Below are 22,905 nucleotides of genomic sequence, written 5' to 3'. Positions count from 1 at the left end.
ACCTAATCTGTCAAGTATGTTGATCTATAGCCTCGAAGAGATGGAAACCAAGCAACAGATCATCAGATCCGCGCTCGAAGTCCTTAAAACCCAGGGAACCGAGGGCCTAACCCTTCGCAAGGTCGCGACTCATGCCCAGATGAGTTTGGGGAATCTTCAATACCACTACAAAAACAAGTCGGCACTTTTTGGTGGACTTGCAGAGCACTACTTCAGCGAATGCAGTGAGATACTTCGGGGCTATGTTCCGATTGGTCCAGAGTCTGATCTTTCGACACGTCTTCGTCATCTCATCGGATCTATTTTTGATCATTTAGATGATCTCACGGACATGTGCCGCATCTTTCGTGAACTCTGGGCTTTGGCTACTCGCGATCCAGAAATCAGCTTTCAGCTCATGGACTACTACTGCGTGAGCCGGAAGGAAATGGAGGCTCTGTTTCTCGAGATTACTTCCTCGCCCGAAGGAAGTTCTAAGATCGTCACACTTTTGCTACCCTATTTTGAGGGCTACTCGATCACACATAATGCGATTGAGGTCCGTAAAGATCAGGTTGTTGATCTACTCACGGAGCTTTCTATGACCTTGGTTGACTAAGCTACTTTACCCCGAAACTACGTCGAACGCTGCCTGATCCCAGGGGGTAAGTGCAAAATAGCAAGATCAACTGCACTGTTGTCGTCCAAGACCTTTTCGGAGCGGTTGCAAAAGTCCTTTTTGAACTAGTCGACCTTAGTGACATGATTTTCGGGCTAAGAAAGGAAAATACTGGTGAGAAAGACACGTAAAATAACTGAACAGATCATCCGCATCCGTCATGACAGTGACCGCACGAGTGTGAATGAAGCCTGCTGCAAGCGTGAGATCAGCGCGCCGACCTATGACCACTGAAGGAGCGTCGCATAGCGGTTTGGCTCCGAATCGGGCGCAGAATGAGCTGCATGCAATCTGCTGGTGTGTTTACCCAGTGGTCAGTAAGCACTTTTTATGGGCCTAGAACCCGAAATTGTAGTCGTTTCGCACTGATCGAGTACGAGTAGTCGAAAAAGTAGAGAGTGTGAACTCCTATGGAGCGTTTGAAGCGATAAGTGCTTTCGCGACTTGATCCAGCAGCTTCTGATGATTCTCAATAAACTTTAATCCGGCTTCATCGATCATTTGAACGGTCTCTGGGGTTGAGATAAATGCATCGGAACCCACCCCGTCAATGTCAGGCGAGAGAAGAAAATTCTCTATTTTGACCTCTGATTCAAATCGTGCATGGGCGTCTAGGGCCATTTGGGAAATGTATTTCTGGCTCTGGCGGGAAATTGCAATTGCAGGCCGTATCCATGAGAGCTCACCACCGTGTCTTTGAAGGTCCGCGCCGACCACGTTTCGGAAGTGAGTCGTTACTGTAACGATTACAAACTTCTTCGCTTCAGGATAAAGATCTCTCGCTTCGAGGTAGGCTACGTGGCCTGGAGAGTTCAAAACCAAAACGGGATCGTTCACTAAACTTGAAGTTTCCCCATATCCAATCAACTCAATAGCCGGAAATAGACCTTCAGCACTTGTTACCGCTGGGACCAGTGACGCCACCATGAGAGACTGATCGGAATCCTTCCAATTCCGAAACAGATGCGGGTCATCATTATTCTGTAGCAGAGCCGGAAAGATCGTCGGCCTTAGTAGCTCAGAGAAAGTCGCGTCTTTAAATAGATCTTTTGATGCTTCAATACGTCCGGCACTGCTGAATCTTGGTGCTATGAGACCATTCAGAGTGATCAGTTTCCGAATTCGTGAGTGCTCAAAGACAGAGCTGGAAAGGCGAACGAACTCTTCTCTTGCCTGTTCAGCGGTCATTGGTTTTCCGGTTTTCTCGGTCGGTAGAAACAATAGTGAGGAGATAATTGCACCAGTAGAAGAACCTGCAACGACATCGAAGAGTTCGTAGGTCTGTCGTCCGGTGATTTTCTCCAAGGCGATCAAAACTTCGAGTTCAGCTAACCCAAGGAGCGCTCCTCCATCAATTGACAGCACGTTGACCTGTTCTTTTTGAGTTAAAGAGTTTTGTGGTTTGGCTGATATCGATTCCTCGCCATATGCAGGTAACTTGCTTTGCTTGATGTCGGTCCTTTTTGTAACCGCGAACGTCGCGATCAGTGTCCCTGCAATCACCAGAGCGACTACAAAAATCACTAGGATAACCTTGAATGCCGTTCTTGTGAGAGATTTTCTTTTTGCTGACATATTGCGGGTAGGTTGATGGTTCCTGTTACTAAGTTCGCGGACGTTTCAATTGATTTACAAGAGCCTAGTTCCACGTTTGCTCGTAGTTAGAAATGTAGCAAAAGGCGAAGCAGGTATTTTGAAGAAAAAGCGAGGATTGCGTTCCAGTCCCTCTGTGAACCAAATTACGAGGTGGAGAGCAATGGGGACTATCTTGCTGCTAAATTGGCTGCGATCGCTTGGTCACCTCCAAATACGTCATAGGGAAAGGACTCAGCAACGGTCTTCTTCAAACGAGAAAGGTTCTCAAAATGGGCGGTCTCGACTGAAGACAGCCTGGTTTGTTTGATGTGTTCTGCGAGGTTTACGGGTACTTCGAGATCGCGACCTACAGATAATCCATAATCCAAGAATTTATAGTCTGGATCAGGACCCTCGAAGCGAAAGTTTGGGAGGCCAAGAGCGTCCGCTAGGATGAGTCCGTGCAAGCTACTTGAGTACACTCTTTCACAAGACGCGACTTCCTGAATGATTGAGCGACAATCGTCTGATCGAAAGTCAATCAATCTGCAACCGGGAATCGATGCCAGGGAGTTGATGTAGCCCTTGCGGGACCAATCGAAGATATGAGGAATGAGACCGAATCCTTTTGCGTCACGGGCCTTGGATAACTGAAACACGTCCGGTGCTAAGACTCCCGGATCTCCGAACGGAAGTTTTTCATCGCCTGCCTCAGCTGCCGTCAGAGGACCCCGAACCAGATGGTGGGTGATTCGCGTGGGTCGATGTACCATTTCTGACGGCTTTTTCAAACCGGACCCCCAAACATGCAGATTGCTGCGTCTCTTATGGTTTTTTCGACAGACCCATCCATAGATCGAGCCGATCGCAAACAGGCTGGCAGCATATACTGGAGTCCACCGGACCTCACGTCCGGTCAGGTAACTCACAACCAAAGGACTGAGTGCGTCCCCAAAGTTTTTGCGGTTGATCCACCAATATAAAGGAATGGGAGCCTTTTTCAGGTTGTTGCTCCTGCTCGAGAGAGTGCGGCTCAGGTAGTATCGAACACGATGTTGGACTGCCTTGGATGAAAGCGGCATGGGGGCTTTCTCTTAGCTACCGAAGTCGGTGTTCATCTATAAAACAAAGGCGACAATTAACTACGGATCGTTTCAACGACGGGCTCGACAGGTCAATTCGAAAACTCTGAGACGCAGTTAGTGAAACTGATGTCGCCTCGAGCTCTTCATTTTTTCTTAGAATCTGCTGGTGTGAGGAAAGTGGCTATTGAGTGATTTGAATGAAATGCCTAGTTATTAGGCTTGTCGCCAAAATTTTCAACGTCATGGCTGTCACTAAAGACTCCCAAAGGAGACACGCCGTTGTCCTAATGGTGCTTCTTGGACTCTTTTGTTTCCGGGTCTTTGCCCAGCTACTCCAGTGGGTTCGTCCGGTTGGATTCCTGCCCGGGTTTGACCGATGGGCAAGCGGGGCACTTCCGTATCCGCTCTTGTTCGGGATTCAAATTATCATGATCGGTGCATTTTTTTGGATACTCTACCGTTGGTTCAAAAAGAAGATTACGCCTTCCATTAAGATCGGTGTCGCGTTGTCGACGTTTGGGGGGATCTACTTCCTCGTTATGTTTACCAGGCTGATTATTGGCCTTAGCGTTGAGCAATCTCCCGTTTGGTTCCAATTCACCATACCTTCGTTCTTCCACCTTGTGCTGGCTTCATTCTTTGTAACGATGGGAACCTTTCATTTGCAAAATGCAAAGACGACGTGAGTTTCTAAAACTAGTTGGTAAGCTGGGAACGGTGGTTTCGGTATCACCCTTGTTCATTACAGGCAGGTCATGGGCGGACATTGCCTCGACGACGATCAATGATGTACATTCCCAGCTCAATTCGACTGAGGTTCTTGCAATTAAGAAACCGTCAACGATTCAGCAGCTAAGTCGGATTCTGTCGGAGACAACTGCCTCGGGTGAACAGGTAAGTCTTTGTGGCTCGCGGCATTCGATGGGGGGTCAACAGTTTGGTAGTAGGACGGTACTCATCGATGTCTGTTCGTTGAATCGAGTCATTGGGCTCGACCGGGAGCAAAAGGTCGTTCACGTAGAAGCAGGAATCACTTGGCCCAAACTCATCGATTGGTTGAATGAACATGCTCCCGAGCTGAGCATTATCCAAAAACAAACCGGAGCGGACGAAATGACTCTGGCGGGTGCACTGTCTTCAAACATCCACGGGCGCGGGCTCATCAGCCGCCCGATCATCGAGGACGTAGAGTCATTCACGATTGTCACTGCAAGTGGTGAGGAGCTTGAGTGTAGCCGCCAAAGGAATGCTGGGCTTTTCGGACTTGCCATCGGTGGATACGGCCTTTTCGGCGTCATCACGACCGTGGGTCTTCGTCTGACTGATCGAATTACCGTCGAAAGGGTGGTTACAACCAGGCCCGTTGCAGATTTGGTTCCGGCGATTGAGGCCCGTATCGCAGATGGCTATTTGTTCGGGGATCTCCAGTATATGACTGATGAGTCTGCCGAAGGGTTCATGAGGATGGGAGTCTTTTCCTGCTACAAGCCAGCCGCCGCCGATGCGTTTCCGTCGACCCAACGCCAGATGTTGAATCTGGAACAGTGGCAAAAGCTCTATCTTTTGGCGCATGTGGATAAGGGTGAGGCTTTCAAAAATTACCGGGATTACTACCTTCAGACAGACGGGCAGATTTACTGGTCCGATCAACACCAGCTGAGCACTTACCTCGAGAATCAAAACGTCTTGCTGAATGAGGCGATGGGTCATCCGTTCAGGTCCTCACTCATGATCAGCGAACTTTACGTGCCTCGAAGCGAGTTGGGCAGTTTCATGGAGAACGCCCGAGCTGCTGCTCTCGAGCAGGACATGGATATTATCTATGGGACCATCCGAATCATTGAAAAGGACACGGAAAGTTTTCTAGCGTGGGCGAAGGAGGATTATGCCTGCATCATTTTCAACCTGCATGTCATCCACACGGAAGAAGGACTGGCGAAAGCAAAGGACGATTTCCGCCGTCTGATCGATGAGGCACTTGCCCTCGGAGGTTCTTATTATCTGACCTACCACCGGTGGGCGAGAAAGGATCAAGTTCTTGCCGCATACCCACAGTTTCCAGAGTTCTTAAGACTCAAAAAGGAATACGATCCGGAAGAACGATTTACCTCCGACTGGTACCGACACTACCAAGTGATGTTTCAATCGACCTAAGTGAGAGAAGCGTCGTAGGACCATTGGTGCCGGCTTTCAGTAGGGGGATTTCAGTTTTCTGGTTCATGGTTGCGCGGATTTCTGAAGATCCTGTTCTTTTCCATCCTTGCGAACTCAATTCAGGGGTATTTGAGTAGGGACCCATGAAGAAACTTAGATCTGCTCTTGTTCTGCCCCTTCTCTTCACCTTTGGGGTCTCCTCTCAGGCCCACTTCCTTGAGTTGTTGCCCGCCAAGGCACTCTATTTCAATGCCGATGGTGGCGAGGTCGGTTTGGACATTCTGTTCGGTCACCCCTATTACGGCGTTGTGTTGAAGGCAGACGCGCCAACCGAGGTTACGGTGCTGGACCCGGATGGAAACACTACAGGTCTTACCGTTAAAGATGACGGGAACTCCAAGTATTTTACCTCTTTTGATGTGAAGGGTCCTGGTGACTACACGGTCGTGGCGAAAGGTGCTCCCTTTTATGAGTCCGAGGAGGGTCTGTTCATAAAGCAGACTTCGAAAGTAGTGGTTAACGCTGGTGGAATAGAAGGTGCATGGAATAAACCTGTCGGCCTGCCGATCGAAATTGTTCCTCTCTCCCGGCCCTACGGGCTTTGGGCGGGTAGCAGCTTTTCCGCTATGGTCTTTGTGGATGGTAAACCCGCTCCACACGTGAAGGTCGAAATCACTCTTGCAAGGGGTTCCGAAAAGCTTCCAGAGCTGAGTGAACTGCATGATGTTGCTACTCTCTACACCGATGGAGTCGGCATGTTCACTGTCTCATTGCCTGTCGCAGGGTGGTGGGGCTTGTCTGCGATTTCGCTTCCTGAGGAGACGATGAAAGCACCGGATGGCAAAGAGGTGCCGGTCGAGCTCGATGGACTGATCTGGATCTACGCCGACAGCCTCAGTAACTAAGACAAGGATTCCGGTTCGGTTTTTGTCGGCGTGATGTCCCGCCGATAGGTTTCTGGCATCGTCAAAACGGTGATAGCCGTGATGATTGCTCCCAGTGTGAGGTAGAGGGCAGGCACCAGGTCTTGGCCGGTATTGCGGATTAACCAGGCGGCAACAAGCGGAGTCGTCCCCCCGAAGATGGCGACCGACACATTGTACGCCACAGAAATCACCGTACAGCGATAGCGCACCTTGGTCAGCTCAACGATGGCTGCTGAGTTGGCCCCAAAGGCACCGCCGAGAAGGATCGCAAAGGCGAGCTGACCAAGAAAGATCAACAGAGTGTCATCGTGGTGGATCACCATGAAAAGCGGTAGAGAAAGCACCGCGCAGCCAATGGAAGAAACTAGCAAAACCGGCTTACGCCCGATCCGATCGCTGAGCCACGCGGTTATCGGAACGATTATTACGAGCGTCCCCATGGCAACTGTATCGATTTCGAGTGCTCTTGCCATCGAAACGCCTACCTGCTCGGCAAGGTAGGTCGTGACGTATACAAACATCATGTAGAAACCGATGTTTGCCATGAGAACCAGTCCTGCGATCCGCAGCATCGTTCGCCACTCTAGGCGCACGGCAGCTATCAACGGAATCTTCTCTTCCGAGGCACTTGCCAATCCCGGTTCCTCCGTCATGTGGCGTCGGAAAACAGCGGCGAACAGTGCGATGCCTACGCCTAGAAGAAATGGGACTCTCCATCCCCACGAAGCGAGCGCCTCTTCAGAAACGATACCGGAGATTAGGGCTCCCAGTCCTGAGCCAAGGAGAAATCCGAGGGTAGCCCCCACGTTCACCCAAGAGCCTACGAAGCCACGCTTTTTGGCCGGGGCTCGCTCGACAAGGTAGATAATCGACCCCATGTATTCACCTCCCACCGAGAAACCCTGGGCGACTCTCAACACAGTCAGTAGGATTGGTGCAGCAATCCCAATCGTTGCATAGTTGGGAAGACATCCGATCAGGAGTGTCGAAACTCCCATCAGAATCACCGACGCCTGAAGCACCACCGCCCGGCCACGCTTGTCCCCAAGATGGCCAAAGAACATCGCACCCAGTGGGCGGGCTAGAAAGCCTGAGGCAAAGACAGCAAACGCCGCGATGATTGAGATTGTCGGGTCGTCGGAAGGAAAGAATTGTTCCCCGATAACGGCAGCAAAAAAGCCGTATGAGGCAAAGTCGAACCACTCAAGAACGTTGCCGACCGATCCGGCAATGATGCGTTTCCGTTCGCTGGAAGATCGATTCATCCGCTGACTGCTCTAGGCTGTAGCCGGGATTTTGGCGAGACGCTCCATGCTCTATGCATCGCGATCACGCCTTCGAATTCCGAGGACGATGCTCAACCCGAAAAGGCTCATCAGAAATCCGAAGGAAGAAGGTTCCGGGATAATAGAGAAATCGTAATTGAGTGTCTGGCCTCCTGCGGTGAAGCCCCCGCTTTCCGGGATCAGACCAAGGTCGCCGAGGGTAGCACCCGCATAGAAGGCAGAGCCACTGAGCGAGTCGCCCTCAACCCAGCTGCCCGAAGACGGGCCAAAGAACTCGATTCGGTCCACATCGGGGTCAATCAATAGTCCAAAGGAATCCCTAGGGGGTGTTCCAACGGGAGAATTGTCAGAGAATACGATCTGACTGGAGGGTGGATTGACGGTGAATACGCCTTCGGTTGGGAAAGCGATCAGTCCACTTTCACCGTACTCATACTGGGAAAAGGAATTGTTTGGAGATCCGTTCATCAAGAAGAGTATCCCAAAGAAATCGGCGACCACACTCGCAGGTTCTGGTCGGGTGCCAGTTCCACCAGGATTGCCTGTGAAGGTAACATCCCACGTTCCGCTGTAGGACGCGTGGACTCCGCTGGGCGTTTCGACAAGATTCAGTTGGATGATTGCCTGACTCGAAGGGGCGCAAAAAAACACCGAAAGAATAATCAGGAAAATCACGTTTCTCGTGAAGCGCTTTGACGGAAGAGGACAGCAGCTCTGCATGTGTCAGAGGCAACGGATTGCGGATAGGGGGTCAAGCTTCGGCTTCGGATGCACGGGTAAAGGAGAGTTTTTACAGTTTACGCAGATCGATGGTCCCAAGCTTTTGGAGTGGTTTAACTTGTTTCTGCTGCCTGTCGGGGTTTTTCTCCACCTAGCGTGGTTGATGAAAGCGATCAGATTGGTGACCTGAAGAAACAGATGGCTGTGCTTACACGGACGATCCTTGTCCTTGTTATCGCTTTCCTGATTGCCTCCAACCTACGACTTTTAAGCGTTCTTGGAAGGGGCGAAGAGTTTGGATTGATTTTGAACGGAATGCTCGCGGGTGCAAAGGTGCCTAGTACTACCCAGATCTTTACGACTTACCACCTCGCGATTTATTCCGGGTTTACCGCGGTTACCGTCGCACTTGTATTTGCTGTCTTCCGTTCGAAAGATAAAACCAAATACCTGGTTTGCGCAGTCTTTGTCAGTGTTTTGTCCTACACCGTTGCAGAGTTGGCGATGCAGTCTTACTGGAGCCCGATCCAGAAGGTGATTCAGATGTTAGCGGGTCCGTAGTAGTATTTGGTTCAAAGATCGAAGGAGTCTGGTGAAGGGGGAAAAGGTAGTTTTTGAAGGGTATATCCTTAAATGTTTTCGTTCGTTTACTTTGGTTTTCATAACGACAGTATCCGCATTTGCGGCGGTCCCGAAGTTACCAATCATAATTGATAGCGATTTCACTGATTGGCCCGAGCAGAAGGGTAGAGAGACGATACGGGCTGCGAGTGACTCAGACTACGTGTATCTCTATTTTAAAATATCTGAAGAGACCGTTTTTCAGGAGAACTTTGGGATTAATCTCTATTTTGATACGGACGATGATCCTGCGACGGGCAGGGATGGGGCCGAAATTCGTTGGAGTGCCGGAAGTCGGTCCGCGGCGCTTTACAGCGCGAACGGTTCTCAAAAGAGCACCGCTCGGCATGCGGCTTTTGGATTTATCGCGGCGCCTACGATTGATTCGGATGAGTTTGAGATCAGGGTTTCGAGGGACTACTTTCCTGGGCCATCGGCGTCGGTAACCATTGAGTATACGACCATCGGATTTCTGGAAACTCTTGGATTCACTCTTGAGGACGCTGACTTGGTGGTCAGCCGATCAGCAGATCGAAGTCCGTTCTCTGATCTCCGGCTGGTTTCTTACAACGTTCTTCGCGATGGACTTCAGAGCAGCTCCCGTAGTAGCCGATTTGGGAGTGAAATCAGTTTTTTGGCTCCTGACGTTCTGGCATTGCAGGAAAGCGATGGAGACAGCTTGACCTGGATGAGGGCGATTGACCCGCGTTTTGTGGCAATGGCCAGTAACTCTGGTTGCCAGATTGTATCGCGGTTCCCGATGGTCAATGATTGGAATTTGGACGGAAACGTTGCTGCGCAGCTTCGGGTTTCGAATAGTCAGGACTTGTTGCTGATCTGTGTCCATTTGCCGTGTTGCTCGAACGTTTTTGGGCGCGGCTTTGAGCTCGGGACGATCACGAACTTCATCCAGGCCATTAGGTCTGGTTTGATCGCCGGAGTAGCAGCGGATATCCCGATCGTTACGGTTGGGGATTGCAATTTCGTTCGCGAGGATTCGAGCCAGATTGTGGATTTCGAGTCCGACACTGCCTCGGTCAGGCAGAAGGTTCTGCACCTTAATGAAAACAGGTTTACGACGTGGGAAAACCCGTCGAGCTCATTTTCTCCGGGAAGGTTGGATTGGTGTTTTCTAACTGAGGGAATCGTCGCAGTAAATTCCTTTATCTATAAAGACACGCAGCCATCAGATCACCTACCGCTGGTCTTTGATCTTGGTTTCAACACCGATGGAGATTCGCTGCCTGATCTGTGGGAAGTCTTCTACTTTGGTGATCGGGCGGAAACCGATTCAGGCAATTTTGATAGTGATTCGTTATCGAATCTAGAGGAATACCGGTCAGGCACTTCACCATCGAATTTTGGGGATCAACAGGAGGTAAGGCTAACCATTCAGGATGGCCACTCCGGTTTTTTGACTTGGACTGCCGTTACAGGAAGCAAGTATTCTTTACTGGTCTCGGACGACCTTGACGATTGGAGAGAATTGGATTGGTCGATCGAGGGGATTAGCGGCGAGGTATCACTCCCGCTCGAAAGTCTCGGAACGGGTGGATTCTACAGAATCGTTGTTGAGTCAGCCAATTAGTGAACTCGAGAAGCGTTCCGCACTTTGCGTTGAGGAATGCGGGGACTGGATAACTCGTGCGTGAGGCTCAGTTGTTCTGCTGATTAAAAGGATTATCAGGGACTACTATCAGGTTGTCTGGGTCTGGTTCTACCTTCTCTACCTTCAGAGTTGCGGGCACAAGAACGACTCCGCCTTTCGTGATTACAATGTCGGCTTCGATTTCATCGGCGATCAGGGCGACAATTTCAATCCACGCGATTTGTTCTCTTTTGATCGTGACTTTGTTTTCTAATTTTTCTTTAGCAATCCCAAGAGCTTCGATTCTTAAAGGAAAGACCATGTCATCGCTAAGTCCGTCAATTAACTGACTAACCGTCACATCATTTGCACTGAATTTCGGGATTTGACTTTTGGTCGCTGTTTCAATGGTCCACTCGTAGGTGATTGGGTCTGGTATGATCCAGCTCATAGCATGAACCTTTCCCGAGAAAATTAGGAGAAAAACTGCGGTTATGAATTTTTTCATTTTTTCAAAGAACTTCGATTAAGGTAGCTTTTGATGGTTCGCCGGGAGCAAGCGTGGGAGCCCGTTCAACCAAAAGCTGAGGCACTATCTACTTACCCCCGAGGGCTGCTTGAATCGCTGCGAAGACATCTTGGTTCGAAACATCGAGAAGGGGAGCCTGCTCGTGATCGACGCCACTGCCACCGTAGTTGTTGTCGTTCCCGACGTGACCAAATTTAGTCTCCTCGATTTTTTCGCAGATTTCATTGAGTCGATCCACTCGGGCTTTGTCATTGGCCGCCCCTGCCATAGCGTCCGCAAAAATGCTCTCTCCGTCACCGTAACTGAAACCGATGGAAATGATCACCCTCGGATCTTTGTAGCTCACAGCATTGATGACCCGTGTGGGAAGGGTGAAGAAATTCACCTGATGGCCGTTTTCGAGTTTTTGGTAATGATCGCCGTCGGGAACATGGGCTTTTTGAAAGTCATCGAATGTGTATCCATCTTTGAGACGACGGGTCAGAATTGAAACGACGGTGGGAGTTTTTTCTCTGTAGGACATTGGACGTTGTTTTTGCAAATAAGGTTTCAGTCCGCACTAGACCGAATCTGCGACGAAAAGGAGACCTACCTTAATCTGCCACTGCTTTCAGTCTAAGAAAGTTTCCTATCGATCCGTCTGTGGGCAAGGAGATAGAGTATCGATCATAGTCTCCGTTGATCGTTTCTACCGAGAAATCGGAATTGGTGATCACTAAGCGGTTCCATGTGGCGAGATCATGGGAGTGTTCCACCTCGAGGTAGTATCCCGTCGCGAGCTGATAGCGATCAAAGGAGAGGGTCATTCCCGTTCCTGAACTGGCGAGGTCGATTGTGACAGGAGATAAGTTTCCGTCCGCAACGGTAGGGGAGAGTCCGAACAGATGCTCAAACACGTTCGGAATTCCATCTTTCTCAAAATCGATGGCTTCACCGGCCTGCTGCGGGTCCGGATTTTGGCCAAAGTATTGGTTTTGAAAGGAAAGGAATGAAACTCCGCCGGGAGTCAGTGTTTCCGGTGGTCCGTCGCCCGATTCTGCGTCGGGAGAAGGAGCGTCTGCGAGCTGAATGACGAATTTGTCGAGAAAGGTGCCGTTTTCACGGTAGGTGATTTGAAGGACGTGCTCGCCGACGAACGAACCGTCTTCAGGGATGTCGACTGAATACCAGGCACCCATTCCGAATTCATCGTTCTTTATCGTCCAAGGTCCGTCATCGATCCGCCAGAAAAAGGAGTCGTCCTGATTGCTGGTGGTGAGAAAACGCATCCAGAATCGATAGTCGCCGTCCGTTTCAATCGTAAAGGGATAGCTGATGATGTCGTCTGGATCCGCACTGGTGATCGATAGGGTCAGCCGATTCTGGGAGGGATTGATCTCGATAAACGAACCGCCGGAAGCAGTGATCGCAGGGTAGTTTTGGTCCTCCCGAATGATCCAGTTGGCTCCGGGGATTCCGCTCTCTGCTTCCATGGAGACGACTCCCCCGTTCTCTTGGAAGCCATCGGCCGGGACGAAGAGAGATCCCACGGTAATAGTAACCGATCCCGACTGGATTGGATTCATTCCATCGCTGACGGAGAGGGTGAGGACATAGGTGCCCGGGGAATCAAAGGTGGCTGCGCTCTGTGGATCGGTATCGTCTGCGAAATACACACCCGTCGGACCGGTCCAATGGTACGTGAGGGGATCGTCGTCGGAGTCCGACGCGGATCCCTCAAGGACCGCAGTGTTTACGGGAAGGAGGAGGGATTGATTGTCTCCGGCATCGACGGTCGGTGGAGAGTTTGTCGATGAAGGGTCTCCCTGAAGAAGCCAGGTGAACAGGTTTACCGCCAGCTGGGCGTTGTCATTTTTCAAGACATCGCTTCCCGCCCCATTTTCGTTGAAAAAGGTATTACGGTCAAAGAAGCCTACCACGCGCCCTTCATCGAGATAACCGGCTACGATGACGCCGTCGTTACTCGTAACTGCGCGCGATCCTCCACCCGGCGGTGACACATTTTGAGGTACAGCCAAAACGGAATAGCTCGCACCCAAGGGGAGCGAATCATCGATCGTAATCGGCGAGACTCCTTCACCATCGAATTGATTGACTCCGTCGAGAATCGGATGCGGGAGGCCAGATGCCGTGAAATCGCTGGATCGATCCAGTGTGTAGGTGCCGGCATCCCGATTCATTGTTAGGCCAAAGCGATCCATAAAGAGTTGATCGCTTTGCATGGCGGTCGTGTTTGTTGGGCCAAAGTTGGCATCCGAAATAAAAAGCACTGCTCCGCCTGAGCGAACGTATTGCTCGATCGCGTCGATTTGAGACTCGGTGTAGCTGAGATTATTGTTGGAGCCGAGGATGATGGCTCCGTAGAGGGTGAGGTCGAGGTTTTCGAAGTCAACGGGGGCCGGCGTGTCCCAAGCTCCTTCCTCAATTTCCGTGAGAGAGAAGCCTTCGGTGAGGAGAAGGTCCGCCATTTGCGCCCAACCGTGGTTACCATTGCTGGTGGATGTGTTGAAGATCGATCCCCGGTGCTCGCTTTTGCACGCTACATTCGTTCCGAGTGCACCTCCACACTCTGGTCCTCCTGCCGTGCCCTCTCCTCCAATGACGAAAAGGATGGATCGGCTGGCTGTGTTTTCGACGAGGACGGCCCAGTCCTGATCGGTTTCGGAAGGTGCAGAGCCTAGGCTGACGACGGACCCTGCGGTTACTTCCGTGATTGCTCCATTGTGATAGCTGCCGGTTCGTGGGTTGTACCAACGAACGTCGAACTGTCCGGACACTCCGGTGAGGTCAAGGGTAAGACCGGTTCCGACGTCTTCTGAGAAGATTGCGTAGACTTCGCCTTCTTTCATAAGGACGAACGCGTCCCCTTGGGAAGCGGTGGCGAGATCCTTGTTGGGCACCATTTCGAGAAGGGGAAGGGGTTCAAAGAATGCGCGAATCGCCCGACACCAGTTGAAGGCATCTTTCATAATCGAGAAGTCTTCAATTCTCTGGTCGAAGCCGTGGCCGCCGCCGTCCTGTTGAATGTACCACATAAAACCCGAGGCACCTGCGGTAAGGGCCGGCCACATCTTCTGGCGACGACCCAGTGGATAGCCGACATCGAAATCGTTGTTATTCTCGATCTTTTGTGGCTCGTCCCAGGTGATCGTCCACGGCTCGCCTGCCGCGGCCGAAGCATCGCGGTATTGGTTGATCACATTGTAGAGAGAAACGCTGCTGTTGCTCCCCTGGAAAGAACCGTTGTCGAAGTTGGGGTCGCCATAATGGTTGGTGTAGGTGTTGAAGGGGATTCCTGCACCGCCGACTTGATAGGTCACCGGATGATCGTAGGGGTCGACCGCTTTCAGATAGGCCGCTTGGACGGTCCGCTCGTTGGCCGACCACTCGGTCTCCTCCATGATGTTCCACTTTAGCCCGTTGTAGTGGCCAAATCGCGCGATGAGCATTCGGAAGTAGAGCTTTCTTAGATCCGAATCGGCAGCGCCGTAGTAGTTCATGTTTCCGCTCTCGTGTTCGGCGAGGTGGAGATGGATAAAGATCCCCAAGGATTGGGCATGGGAAAGAGCGATGTCCCACTGGTCGAGCTTGAGGAGATCGTAGCGGTCTTTGTCATCGTTGGGCGTTGGATGAGGAAACACGTCCTTCCCGTCTCCGCCAATAGTGTTGCTCATGATATAGATGGCGTTGCCTCCCTCTTCGGCAATGTAGTTTATAGCTCCAATCAGAGCGCGACCATCGCCGTTTCCCCAATCCGGATCTCCGACGTTCCAATCGCTTTCATGGACAGCAAATTCGTGACCGATCCCGATGGTGGTGTTGGTAAAACCTCGGTAGCCGAGTAGGTTTTCCGGTATGCCGGGACCGGCGTATACGTATGGCTTACCGCTCCCTCCGAAAGTGAGGTAGTGGTGACCCCGGTTGACCAGCATACCGCGGTCCGGGGCGCGAAAGTCCTCTCCCGTTTTGTCCGACTCGGTTACGGTAAACGTACCACTCAGGCCGTCATAGGCGGCTACCGGTGTCCCGGCGTTTTCATCCGTTCTTACCGCAATTTGAGATCCCTCGCGAAAGGAGGTGCGGTAGGACCACTCGCCGACCGAATCAGGGCTTAGATGAGCTCTCCAGATGTCTCCGGAATCCCCGCCTTGCCCATCCGTTGCAAAGTATCCGGGAATACGAAATGTTTGTCCCTCGGGGCCTGTGAAATCGACATTGAAACGGTATTCAGTAAACGGATTCGGATTGGCTGTCTCGCTGGAGGAGATCGCCTCTAAGTCGAGAGTGACTGCATGCCACCTCATAGGATCCGTGCTGATGGTGATCGATTGCCCTAAGACAATCGCAGGAAGCAAGATCAAGGGACTGACTCGAATATACCGGTCTAGGCGCATACAATCAGAGTTTGAGATAGTGTCTAATCCAACCCTGGCACTCGAGCAATCCTTGTTTAGATTCTACGGATGATTCTCATTTCTTTCACATACTTACATGGAATCAGTTACAAACCGGGAGTGCTGCTGAGAACGTGGGGTTTGCTCCCCACCAAAAAAGGGTGATCGTATCGACCTGGAGGTAAGGAGATATGGCCTCACGTCCCTGCGCCGTAGAAAAGAAGGGAACCAGGTTTTAAACCTGTAAAACAAGTAGAACCTCAGGTTAGGCTCGTTCCAACCCCGATCACCACACCGACCACGGCTCCGTAAACGATGTGTCCAAAGAAATGGATGGCTCCTATAATGAGAGAGACCTCGCGAAATTCTTCGAGTGGATGTTTCTCCGCCATGTAGATCATGAGAACGTAGGCCATACCGAGGCCGTGGAGAATTCCGAATCCGATTCCGACAAACACAACGGGAAAGAGGTGAGTGATTCCGATGGCGGAGAACAGGAGTCCGTAGATTACCCCAAACAAGAGACCCGAACCGAGATGGATGCCCAAACCGAATTGAGTGGCATTTTTCTTCGTGCGTGAGAAGAAAGAGCCAAGCGCGATCACCATGTCCACCTCGTCACCGCCTCCCAATCGACTGATTAGCCGCATCGAATAACTCATGGCGACAGCACCGAGGGCACCTGCGATGAGGGAGCAAAGAATGAAAGCGGGGGTCATTAGCTTTTGTGAACCGTAACAGTAGAGAGTTTACTGATATTTGTAAACAGGACTCTTTGTGCTGGTGAAAAGGCCCATGGAAATCAGTGTTCATTCGCTACTTAAAGAGAACATACTTGGGTTTCGATGTCGGGACCGAAATCGGGTTTCGATAGTGATACCGACTTCGATTTCGATTTTTGCGATCATGCTTTGTATGAGGCGCGGTTTAATAACAATCATCAGCCTATTCGACCGGTTCTTATTCGGTTTAGGGTAGAAAAGTCCCTCAGCCATGATTCAGGTCTCAGAGCCTTTCTCGGCCCTCTTGGGGTATAATTTAAAGTGCGGGGTGTCGGGCTTATGGCACCGATGCGGACTGAAGCAAGCCCGCGCTCCATTGTGGCGGTGTTGAGGAGCGCGGACTTGTCTGCCCCGGTGGAGTGGTGTGGTTTCCATATTACCCCGTGGCTCTAATCACACCTGCCCTCTTGGGCAGATGCATTCTGAGGTTGCTCTTCGGTAGGTATCTTTTTGTGTTCGAGAGGGTTCTGTCTCAATGGCCAGCAGGAGATACATGATTTGGGCGCCACGTTTCGGGTATGTTTGGAGGATTTCGGTCCTTTTCCTTTCCTGCTTTGTGTGCACGTTGGCGTCGGACGTTTCTGACGGTCCTCTTGCTCCTGCAGACACCTCATCTCCGAGGGGAACACTAGAGTCTTTTCTTTTAGGGACAGAGATTCTGGCTGATGCACTGAAGGACCGTCGGGAAGGGAAGAAATCCAATATTGATATCGGGTGGGAAGTGGAGAAGACACTCGACACTCTCGATGTCAGCGAAATTCCGAAAGTGATTCTCCGGCAGACAAGTCGTGAGAAAGCGCTTAAGCTGAGGGAAATTCTCGACCGCGTGCAACTTCCTCCCTTGGAGGAGGTTCCTGGAGCAGACGATTTGGAATTACCGGATCGTTGGACCCTTCCGGGGACCCAGATCACGATTCGCAAAGTAGCTGAGGGACCGCGAGCAGGGGAGTATCTATTCTCACCAGGAACTCTGGATCGAATTGATCGCTCCTATGACCGAATTAAAGACCTCCCCTACAACGACGATGCGCTTGAGGGCTTCTACGAAAACCTGCGTCACGAACCGGGCAAAGCGTGGATGAGATCGTTGGTCCAAGCACTTCCGGTTTCCTTTCAGAAGAATTTCTTTGGATTGGTGGTTTGGCAGTGGATTGGCTACTTGGTTTCGATTTTCTTCGGGCTCTTTTTGACGTGGCTTTTATTCAAGCTCGGTAGGATTTCCCGGCGTCTTGACCACGACCGTCATCGGTTTGGATTCTTCCTTTCAATGGTATTTCCGATTGGAGCTGTGATGATTCCAATGCTGGTGAAGAAGTTCATCAATGAGGGGCTATCGATTTACGGCGATTTATTGTCGGTGACAAATTTCTCTCTGAACGTTGTCGCTATCGTCGCAATGGTGATGGCGGTCTTCGGGATTGGTTACCGATTCATCGAGGTAGCTGCCTCTTCGGCCGCGAAGACCTCTCAAGGCATTGATCCGCTTCTTGTGCGTCTTGTCGGCCGGCTCCTTACCATAGTCGCGGCTGTCGTGGTCCTAATCGAGGGTGGAAACAGTCTCGGAATTCCTATGACAACCCTGATTGCCGGTGCCGGAGTGGGGGGATTGGCTCTCGCACTTGGAGCGCAGGCGGCGATTAAGGACATGGTGGGCAGTATGATGATTTTGCTCGATAAGCCCTTCGAAGCAGGAGATCGAATTCTTGCTTTGGGTTTCGACGGGGTGGTTGGTGACATTGGCATTCGCTCGACACGATTGAACCTTCTCAATGGTCATGTAACCACGATCCCGAATGAGACGGTGGCAAAGGCTGAAATCGAGAACATTAGCCGCCGACCTCACATTCGCAAAGTGATGCAATTTGCCCTCGCTTTGGATACGACTGCAGAAGAGCTTGAAACGGCGTTGGCCATCTTCCGAGAGTCTTTGGAGAACCATGAAGGGGAGAATGAGGATTTCCCGCCGCGGGTCATCGTTGATGGGATCGGTCGGGATGGGATTTACGTAAAAGTTCTCATCTGGTATCACCCTCCTGCATTCTGGGATTACAATGAGTGGTTGGAGAAAACCACTTTAGTTATCCTTAAACGTTTGGAAGAGGAGGGCGTGCGCTTGGCGGCTCCAGCAACTGAGGTCTCGGTGCGAAAGGAAACTGAGGAGAGAACTTCGCCTACTCCACAGTAACCGACTTGGCCAGATTTCGCGGCTTGTCCACATCGCAATCCCTTGCGACGGCAATGTGGTAGCTGAGAAGTTGGAGGGGAACACTCATGATAATGGGTAGTGCAGGATCGGTTGCGCTGGGAACAACGATCAAGTCATCGACTAGTCCATCCGGGATGTCGCAGTCTTCGGTGGCGATCGCAATCACTTTACCTTTTCGTGCTTTCACCTCCTGCATGTTAGCGATCGTCTTCTGGAAAATCTCTCCGCCCTCGACGAGAAAGACGGACGGACATCCCTCGGAGATCAGAGCGATAGGCCCGTGCTTCATTTCGGCGGCTGGATAGCCCTCGGCATGGATGTAGGAGATTTCCTTCAGCTTCAAAGCCCCTTCGAGCGCCACCGGAAACATCAACTGTCTTCCAAGGAAAAGGCAGTCCTCGTGCTGCGCGTATTTCTCGGCAACTGACTTGATTTGATCGTTCAGCTTAAGCGTTTCCTCGACCTTGCTTGGGAGCTCCCGCAATGACTGGACGAAATTGCGGCCGGCACTAAAGCTGAGATCGCGGATGCGACCAAAATAGAGAGCGACCATCGAAACGAGAACAAGCTGCGAGGTGAATGCTTTTGTGGAGGCAACACCGATTTCTGGCCCGGCATGTTGATAGATTCCACCGTCGGCCTCTCGGGCAATCGTGGATCCGACTACATTGTTGATAGCGAGGGTTCGGTAGCCCTTGCGCTTCGCCTCACGCAGAGCCGCCAAAGTATCAATCGTTTCGCCGGACTGGCTCACTACGAAGATCAACGTATCTCTATCGAGCGGTGCGTTTCGGTAGCGAAATTCAGACGCGTATTCCACCTCGACCGGAATTCGGGCGTACTTTTCTATCAGGTACTCAGCGATTAGACAGGCGTGCCAGGCCGTGCCGCAACCGCAAAATACAATCCTTTCGACCTGTCGGAGTTCCCTGACATCGATGTTGAGTCCACCAAACTTGGCAGAGCTTTCATCCTTGGAGAACCGTCCTCGCATTGCGTTTTCAAGTGCTCGCGGCTGCTCAAAAATCTCTTTGAGCATGAAATGCCGGAAGTCTCCCTTCTCGGAGTCTTCGACCTCCCAATCGACTTGATGGATGATGGCATCGACCAACTCCTCATCGGCAGTGATGACCTGGTAATTGTCTCTCGAAAGCTCGACCAGCTCGCCATCATTGAGGTAGATCACGTTGAGGGTCGCACCGACCAGAGCCCCGACATCGCTGGCGATGAAATTTTCATCTTTTCCTAGGCCTACAATTAGCGGTGAGCCTAGACGGGCACCGATCATAACATCGGGATAGTCAATACAAATGACCGCGATCCCGTAGGTTCCCTCGACGTGGAGAAGAGCTTTACGCACGCTCCTTAGAAAACGGCTTTCACCTGAGCCGTTTTCCGGTTCCTTGGCGTAGTGATAGGCAATCAGATTGACGAGTGCTTCGGAGTCAGTTTCCGAGGAGAACGAGTAACCCTTGTCCTCCAGAAAATGCTTCATGCTGGAGAAGTTCTCGATCACCCCATTATGAACGAGGGAGAACTTTCCATCGGAACTAATATGTGGGTGGGCATTGTGTTCTGAGACCCCCCCATGAGTAGCCCAACGAGTGTGGGATATGCCGATCGTGCCTTTCAGTGGATCGGACTGCAGGGCAGTCGAAAGGCTCTGGACCCGGCCAACGCGACGCACTTGACGGATACCCTCGTCGTCACGGATCGCAACACCGGCACTGTCGTAGCCCCGATACTCAAGGCGTTTCAATCCCCTCAATAGAATGGGGCTGGCTTGTTTGTTACCGATGTATCCGACAATTCCACACATGATGTTAAAGCAGTGGTGAGAATATCACCAAAAGATGAATGACAAACCAGAAATGATGCTGGAACTTTCGAGTCTGTTCAAGTAGCGTTTCGCCCCATGCGGAAACGAATTATTTCGGTCATCATGGGAGGCGGCCGCGGAACGAGGCTTCGGCCGTTGACGCAAAGGCGTTGTAAGCCAGCGGTCCCTCTCGCGGGTAAATACCGCTTGGTAGACATTCCGATAAGCAACTGTCTCAATTCCGGACTGAACCAGATTTACGTCCTGAGCCAATTCAACACCGCCTCCCTTCATAGGCACATTCAGGAGTCCTACAAGTTTGATCCGTTCGGCGGAGGTTTTGTGGATATCCTCTCAGCAGAGCAAACGGAATCCGGGGATTCATGGTATCAGGGGACGGCCGACGCCGTTCGGCAAAACCTCATGCACTTTGGTATTCGAGATTCGGATCTGATCCTCATTCTCTCCGGTGATCAGCTCTACCGCATGGATTTTAACCCCATGATCAGGCAGCATGTTGAAGGCAATGCAGACATTACTGTTTCGGCGACAACGGTTTCCAAAGAACAGGCGCCTGCTTTTGGTCTCATGAGGGTGGAGGATGATCTTTCGATTGCTGAGTTCGTAGAGAAACCGAAAGAGGCGTCCTTGATTGAGAGTTTGGTGATTAGCAAAAAGTTAAAGGCGTCCCTTGATGGCGAGCACAAAGAGGACGTCTGCCTGGCTTCAATGGGTCTCTACTTGTTCAATGTAGGGGTGTTACGGGAAGCTCTAAAGTCGTCCCACACGGATTTCGGAAAGGAAATAATCCCTGAACTCTTAGGAAAAAAGAAACTCCACGGTTACATCTTCGACGGGTATTGGGAAGACATCGGGACGGTTGCCGCTTTTTTTGAGGCCAACCTCAGGTTAACCGATGAGGTTCCGCCCTTCAATTTTTTTGATGAAGAGAATCGAATCTACTCGCGGGCGCGTTATCTCCCGGCGACAAAGATCAATGGTGCAAGGATCGAGCGCACGATCATAGCCGACGGATGTATTCTTTCGCGCTGTTCGCTTAAACGGGCGGTGATTGGTGTCCGTTCTGTTGTCGAAGAGGGCTCGACCTTGGAAAACGTGGTCATGATGGGATCGGACGCATTCGAAAATGGACGTGGCGAGGATTTTGAGAGCGATGATTCTCTTAGTGAGATCCCGGTTGGTGTGGGACGCAATTGCACGATCAGGAATGCGATCATTGATAAGAATGCTCGAATCGGAGAAGGCGTAACGCTGGATCCTACAGGACTGCCAGAGAACTACGCAAAAGACGGTATCGTCATCCGCGACGGCATTCTGGTGGTCCCGAAGAAGACGACTGTTCCTCCAGGCTTTATCCTACGATGATTAGCAAAATCCTTCTTTGCACGGACGGGTCCTCCTATTCACGGGAGGCGGCGCGCTATGCTGCTTGGACCTCCCTGTCAACGGGTGCTTCGGTTACGGCCTTGTATGTTTCGGATCTCAGACGGTTTGAAGTGCCGGCAGTTATGGATTTCGGAGGTAGTCTAGGGATTCAGCCTTACCAGAGCCTCGTCTCCAGTGTTCAGGAGATGGAGTCCGAGAAGGCCAAACTGTTAGAGGAGTTTACCCGAAAAACGTTGGCAGAGGAGGGTGTCACTGAAGAAGTGAGCTTTGAGACTATGACCGGTCTCCTTGTTGATTCGATTGAGTCGTTTGAAAAGGACTTTGATCTGGTCGTTCTCGGGAAAAGAGGAGAGTCAGCAGAATATGCGATGGATCATATTGGTTCGACTCTTGAAAGAGTGGTTCGTTTAAGCAGTCGACCTTGTTTGGTGACCAACCGAGAGTTCCGACCAGTTCATAAGGTGGCGTTTGCTTTCGATGACGGTGCGAGCTGTCAAAAGCTCATGGACTTTCTCCTACATTCGGATTGGCTCAAGCCATTTCCTTTACACCTTTTAGCCGTTGCTGAAGGTGAAGACCAGGGTGACAAAGTAGCGGATCGTATCAAAGTCGCTGAAGCCGCGTTACAGGAGGCGGGTTACCAGGTCCAAACCGAGATGCTTGGAGGGTTGGCCGAGGATGCAATCGCAGACTACGTGGAAAGACTGAGCATCGACCTTTTGCTGATGGGTGCATACGGGCATACGAGAATCCGGCGATTTTTGATTGGTAGCACAACGACCGAAACCCTTCGCCGGTGCAAGATCCCTGTTCTCTGCTTTCATTGAAGTTGGTGGGGCGCAGGCTCCGGCAAGCCGGGCGTCTTTGAAATAAATCCTCATCCCATTTCCGCCCGACGAGCCCGGTCAGGAACTGCGCACTACAAACGGGGAGTTTTTAGAGCATTTTGCGATTAGGTTGAACCGTCAGGTGGGATTTAAAATGAGAGCAGCGCAAGGCGGCTTGGTGTGTAGTGGGCTGAAGCCCGTGAACACCAAGCTAACGCAGCGAACTCTCAGTTTAACCCCATCCAGAGGACTGGCTGCTTTTGAGCCGCAACAGCGTTCGAGCGACGCTCACGCACTTCTAGTGCGCAGCGCGTCGCTCCGCCTCGTT

General features: G+C 51.4%; 18 protein-coding genes. 9 read left to right on the top strand and 9 right to left on the bottom strand.

Annotation, left to right across the window (positions count from 1 at the left end):
* The first annotated feature begins 16 nt into the window (after positions 1 to 16).
* On the top strand, positions 17 to 598 hold the full coding sequence (locus AAGJ81_14355; protein ID MEM0967325.1) for a TetR/AcrR family transcriptional regulator: 582 nt from the start codon (positions 17 to 19) through the stop codon (positions 596 to 598).
* Positions 599 to 1,066: 468 nt separating this feature from the next.
* On the opposite strand, the gene AAGJ81_14350 is transcribed toward AAGJ81_14355, so the two are convergent.
* Both AAGJ81_14350 and AAGJ81_14345 read right to left on the bottom strand, forming a co-directional pair.
* Entirely contained in the window at positions 1,067 to 2,233 is a 1,167-nt protein-coding gene (locus AAGJ81_14350) for a patatin-like phospholipase family protein (protein ID MEM0967324.1), read from the bottom strand.
* 188 nt (positions 2,234 to 2,421) lie between these two features.
* Positions 2,422 to 3,315, bottom strand: a complete 894-nt coding sequence (locus AAGJ81_14345) for a hypothetical protein (GenBank protein ID MEM0967323.1) — start codon at positions 3,313 to 3,315, stop codon at positions 2,422 to 2,424.
* A gap of 245 nt (positions 3,316 to 3,560) precedes the next feature.
* Here AAGJ81_14345 and AAGJ81_14340 point away from each other — a divergent pair, with 245 nt between their 5' ends.
* The 3 genes from AAGJ81_14340 (at position 3,561) to AAGJ81_14330 (ending at position 6,377) form a co-directional block, all read left to right on the top strand.
* Positions 3,561 to 4,004 (top strand): hypothetical protein, encoded by a 444-nt coding sequence (locus tag AAGJ81_14340; GenBank protein ID MEM0967322.1) that lies wholly within the window; start codon positions 3,561 to 3,563, stop codon positions 4,002 to 4,004.
* Positions 3,988 to 5,472 (top strand): FAD-binding oxidoreductase, encoded by a 1,485-nt coding sequence (locus tag AAGJ81_14335; protein ID MEM0967321.1) that lies wholly within the window; start codon positions 3,988 to 3,990, stop codon positions 5,470 to 5,472. The genes AAGJ81_14340 and AAGJ81_14335 overlap by 17 nt, the downstream gene beginning before the upstream one ends.
* Before the next feature lie 143 nt (positions 5,473 to 5,615).
* Positions 5,616 to 6,377: a DUF4198 domain-containing protein gene (locus AAGJ81_14330; protein ID MEM0967320.1), complete on the top strand. Its 762-nt coding sequence runs from the start codon at positions 5,616 to 5,618 to the stop codon at positions 6,375 to 6,377.
* Here AAGJ81_14330 and AAGJ81_14325 read toward each other — a convergent pair.
* Positions 6,374 to 7,663 (bottom strand): MFS transporter, encoded by a 1,290-nt coding sequence (locus AAGJ81_14325; protein MEM0967319.1) that lies wholly within the window; start codon positions 7,661 to 7,663, stop codon positions 6,374 to 6,376. The genes AAGJ81_14330 and AAGJ81_14325 overlap by 4 nt on opposite strands.
* 51 nt (positions 7,664 to 7,714) lie before the next feature.
* On the bottom strand, positions 7,715 to 8,359 hold the full coding sequence (locus AAGJ81_14320; protein ID MEM0967318.1) for a hypothetical protein: 645 nt from the start codon (positions 8,357 to 8,359) through the stop codon (positions 7,715 to 7,717).
* A 201-nt stretch (positions 8,360 to 8,560) separates the two neighbouring features.
* Between AAGJ81_14320 and AAGJ81_14315 the strand changes: the two genes are divergently transcribed.
* Together AAGJ81_14315 and AAGJ81_14310 are read left to right on the top strand one after the other, a co-directional pair.
* Entirely contained in the window at positions 8,561 to 8,965 is a 405-nt protein-coding gene (locus tag AAGJ81_14315) for a hypothetical protein (protein MEM0967317.1), read from the top strand.
* Between the two features lie 31 nt (positions 8,966 to 8,996).
* A complete protein-coding gene (locus tag AAGJ81_14310; protein MEM0967316.1) occupies positions 8,997 to 10,613 on the top strand; it encodes an endonuclease/exonuclease/phosphatase family protein in 1,617 nt (538 codons plus the stop codon).
* A gap of 67 nt (positions 10,614 to 10,680) precedes the next feature.
* Here AAGJ81_14310 and AAGJ81_14305 read toward each other — a convergent pair whose 3' ends face one another.
* The 4 genes from AAGJ81_14305 to AAGJ81_14290 form a co-directional block, all read right to left on the bottom strand.
* On the bottom strand, positions 10,681 to 11,121 hold the full coding sequence (locus AAGJ81_14305; GenBank protein MEM0967315.1) for a hypothetical protein: 441 nt from the start codon (positions 11,119 to 11,121) through the stop codon (positions 10,681 to 10,683).
* 88 nt (positions 11,122 to 11,209) lie between these two features.
* Positions 11,210 to 11,665 carry a hypothetical protein gene (locus tag AAGJ81_14300; GenBank protein MEM0967314.1) on the bottom strand — a complete coding sequence of 152 codons (456 nt, stop codon included), beginning with the start codon at positions 11,663 to 11,665 and terminating at the stop codon, positions 11,210 to 11,212.
* A gap of 70 nt (positions 11,666 to 11,735) precedes the next feature.
* Positions 11,736 to 15,536, bottom strand: a complete 3,801-nt coding sequence (locus tag AAGJ81_14295) for a DUF5060 domain-containing protein (GenBank protein ID MEM0967313.1) — start codon at positions 15,534 to 15,536, stop codon at positions 11,736 to 11,738.
* 260 nt (positions 15,537 to 15,796) lie between these two features.
* Positions 15,797 to 16,255, bottom strand: a complete 459-nt coding sequence (locus AAGJ81_14290; protein MEM0967312.1) for a hypothetical protein — start codon at positions 16,253 to 16,255, stop codon at positions 15,797 to 15,799.
* 556 nt (positions 16,256 to 16,811) lie between these two features.
* Here AAGJ81_14290 and AAGJ81_14285 point away from each other — a divergent pair.
* Positions 16,812 to 18,503, top strand: a complete 1,692-nt coding sequence (locus AAGJ81_14285; protein MEM0967311.1) for a mechanosensitive ion channel family protein — start codon at positions 16,812 to 16,814, stop codon at positions 18,501 to 18,503.
* On the opposite strand, the gene glmS is transcribed toward AAGJ81_14285, so the two are convergent.
* Positions 18,490 to 20,343: a glutamine--fructose-6-phosphate transaminase (isomerizing) gene (gene glmS, locus AAGJ81_14280; GenBank protein MEM0967310.1), complete on the bottom strand. Its 1,854-nt coding sequence runs from the start codon at positions 20,341 to 20,343 to the stop codon at positions 18,490 to 18,492. The genes AAGJ81_14285 and glmS overlap by 14 nt on opposite strands.
* Before the next feature lie 96 nt (positions 20,344 to 20,439).
* On the opposite strand from glmS, the gene AAGJ81_14275 reads away from it, so the two are divergent.
* Together AAGJ81_14275 and AAGJ81_14270 are read left to right on the top strand one after the other, a co-directional pair.
* A complete protein-coding gene (locus AAGJ81_14275; GenBank protein MEM0967309.1) occupies positions 20,440 to 21,729 on the top strand; it encodes a glucose-1-phosphate adenylyltransferase in 1,290 nt (429 codons plus the stop codon).
* Complete coding sequence (locus AAGJ81_14270) at positions 21,726 to 22,577, top strand: universal stress protein (protein MEM0967308.1); 852 nt, start codon at positions 21,726 to 21,728, stop codon at positions 22,575 to 22,577. Before AAGJ81_14275 ends, AAGJ81_14270 begins: the two co-directional genes overlap by 4 nt.
* Positions 22,578 to 22,905: the final 328 nt, after the last annotated feature.

Source organism: Verrucomicrobiota bacterium, assembly GCA_038744685.1.
In the GTDB taxonomy this organism is placed as follows: Bacteria; Verrucomicrobiota; Verrucomicrobiia; order Opitutales; family Puniceicoccaceae; genus Puniceicoccus.
The sequence above is the reverse complement of the archived record's forward strand: the minus strand, read 5'-3'. Positions and strand labels throughout refer to the sequence as shown.

Excerpts from the sequence above, each read along its gene's own strand:
- AAGJ81_14355 (MEM0967325.1), top strand. The coding sequence starts at position 17 with ATGTTGATCTATAGCCTCGAAGAGATGGAAACCAAGCAACAGATCATC.
- AAGJ81_14350 (MEM0967324.1), bottom strand. The coding sequence starts at position 2,233 with ATGTCAGCAAAAAGAAAATCTCTCACAAGAACGGCATTCAAGGTTATC.
- AAGJ81_14345 (MEM0967323.1), bottom strand. The coding sequence starts at position 3,315 with ATGCCGCTTTCATCCAAGGCAGTCCAACATCGTGTTCGATACTACCTG.
- AAGJ81_14340 (MEM0967322.1), top strand. The coding sequence starts at position 3,561 with ATGGCTGTCACTAAAGACTCCCAAAGGAGACACGCCGTTGTCCTAATG.
- AAGJ81_14335 (MEM0967321.1), top strand. The coding sequence starts at position 3,988 with ATGCAAAGACGACGTGAGTTTCTAAAACTAGTTGGTAAGCTGGGAACG.
- AAGJ81_14330 (MEM0967320.1), top strand. The coding sequence starts at position 5,616 with ATGAAGAAACTTAGATCTGCTCTTGTTCTGCCCCTTCTCTTCACCTTT.
- AAGJ81_14325 (MEM0967319.1), bottom strand. The coding sequence starts at position 7,663 with ATGAATCGATCTTCCAGCGAACGGAAACGCATCATTGCCGGATCGGTC.
- AAGJ81_14305 (MEM0967315.1), bottom strand. The coding sequence starts at position 11,121 with ATGAAAAAATTCATAACCGCAGTTTTTCTCCTAATTTTCTCGGGAAAG.
- AAGJ81_14300 (MEM0967314.1), bottom strand. The coding sequence starts at position 11,665 with ATGTCCTACAGAGAAAAAACTCCCACCGTCGTTTCAATTCTGACCCGT.
- AAGJ81_14295 (MEM0967313.1), bottom strand. The coding sequence starts at position 15,536 with ATGCGCCTAGACCGGTATATTCGAGTCAGTCCCTTGATCTTGCTTCCT.
- AAGJ81_14290 (MEM0967312.1), bottom strand. The coding sequence starts at position 16,255 with ATGACCCCCGCTTTCATTCTTTGCTCCCTCATCGCAGGTGCCCTCGGT.
- AAGJ81_14285 (MEM0967311.1), top strand. The coding sequence starts at position 16,812 with ATGATTTGGGCGCCACGTTTCGGGTATGTTTGGAGGATTTCGGTCCTT.
- glmS (MEM0967310.1), bottom strand. The coding sequence starts at position 20,343 with ATGTGTGGAATTGTCGGATACATCGGTAACAAACAAGCCAGCCCCATT.
- AAGJ81_14275 (MEM0967309.1), top strand. The coding sequence starts at position 20,440 with ATGCGGAAACGAATTATTTCGGTCATCATGGGAGGCGGCCGCGGAACG.
- AAGJ81_14270 (MEM0967308.1), top strand. The coding sequence starts at position 21,726 with ATGATTAGCAAAATCCTTCTTTGCACGGACGGGTCCTCCTATTCACGG.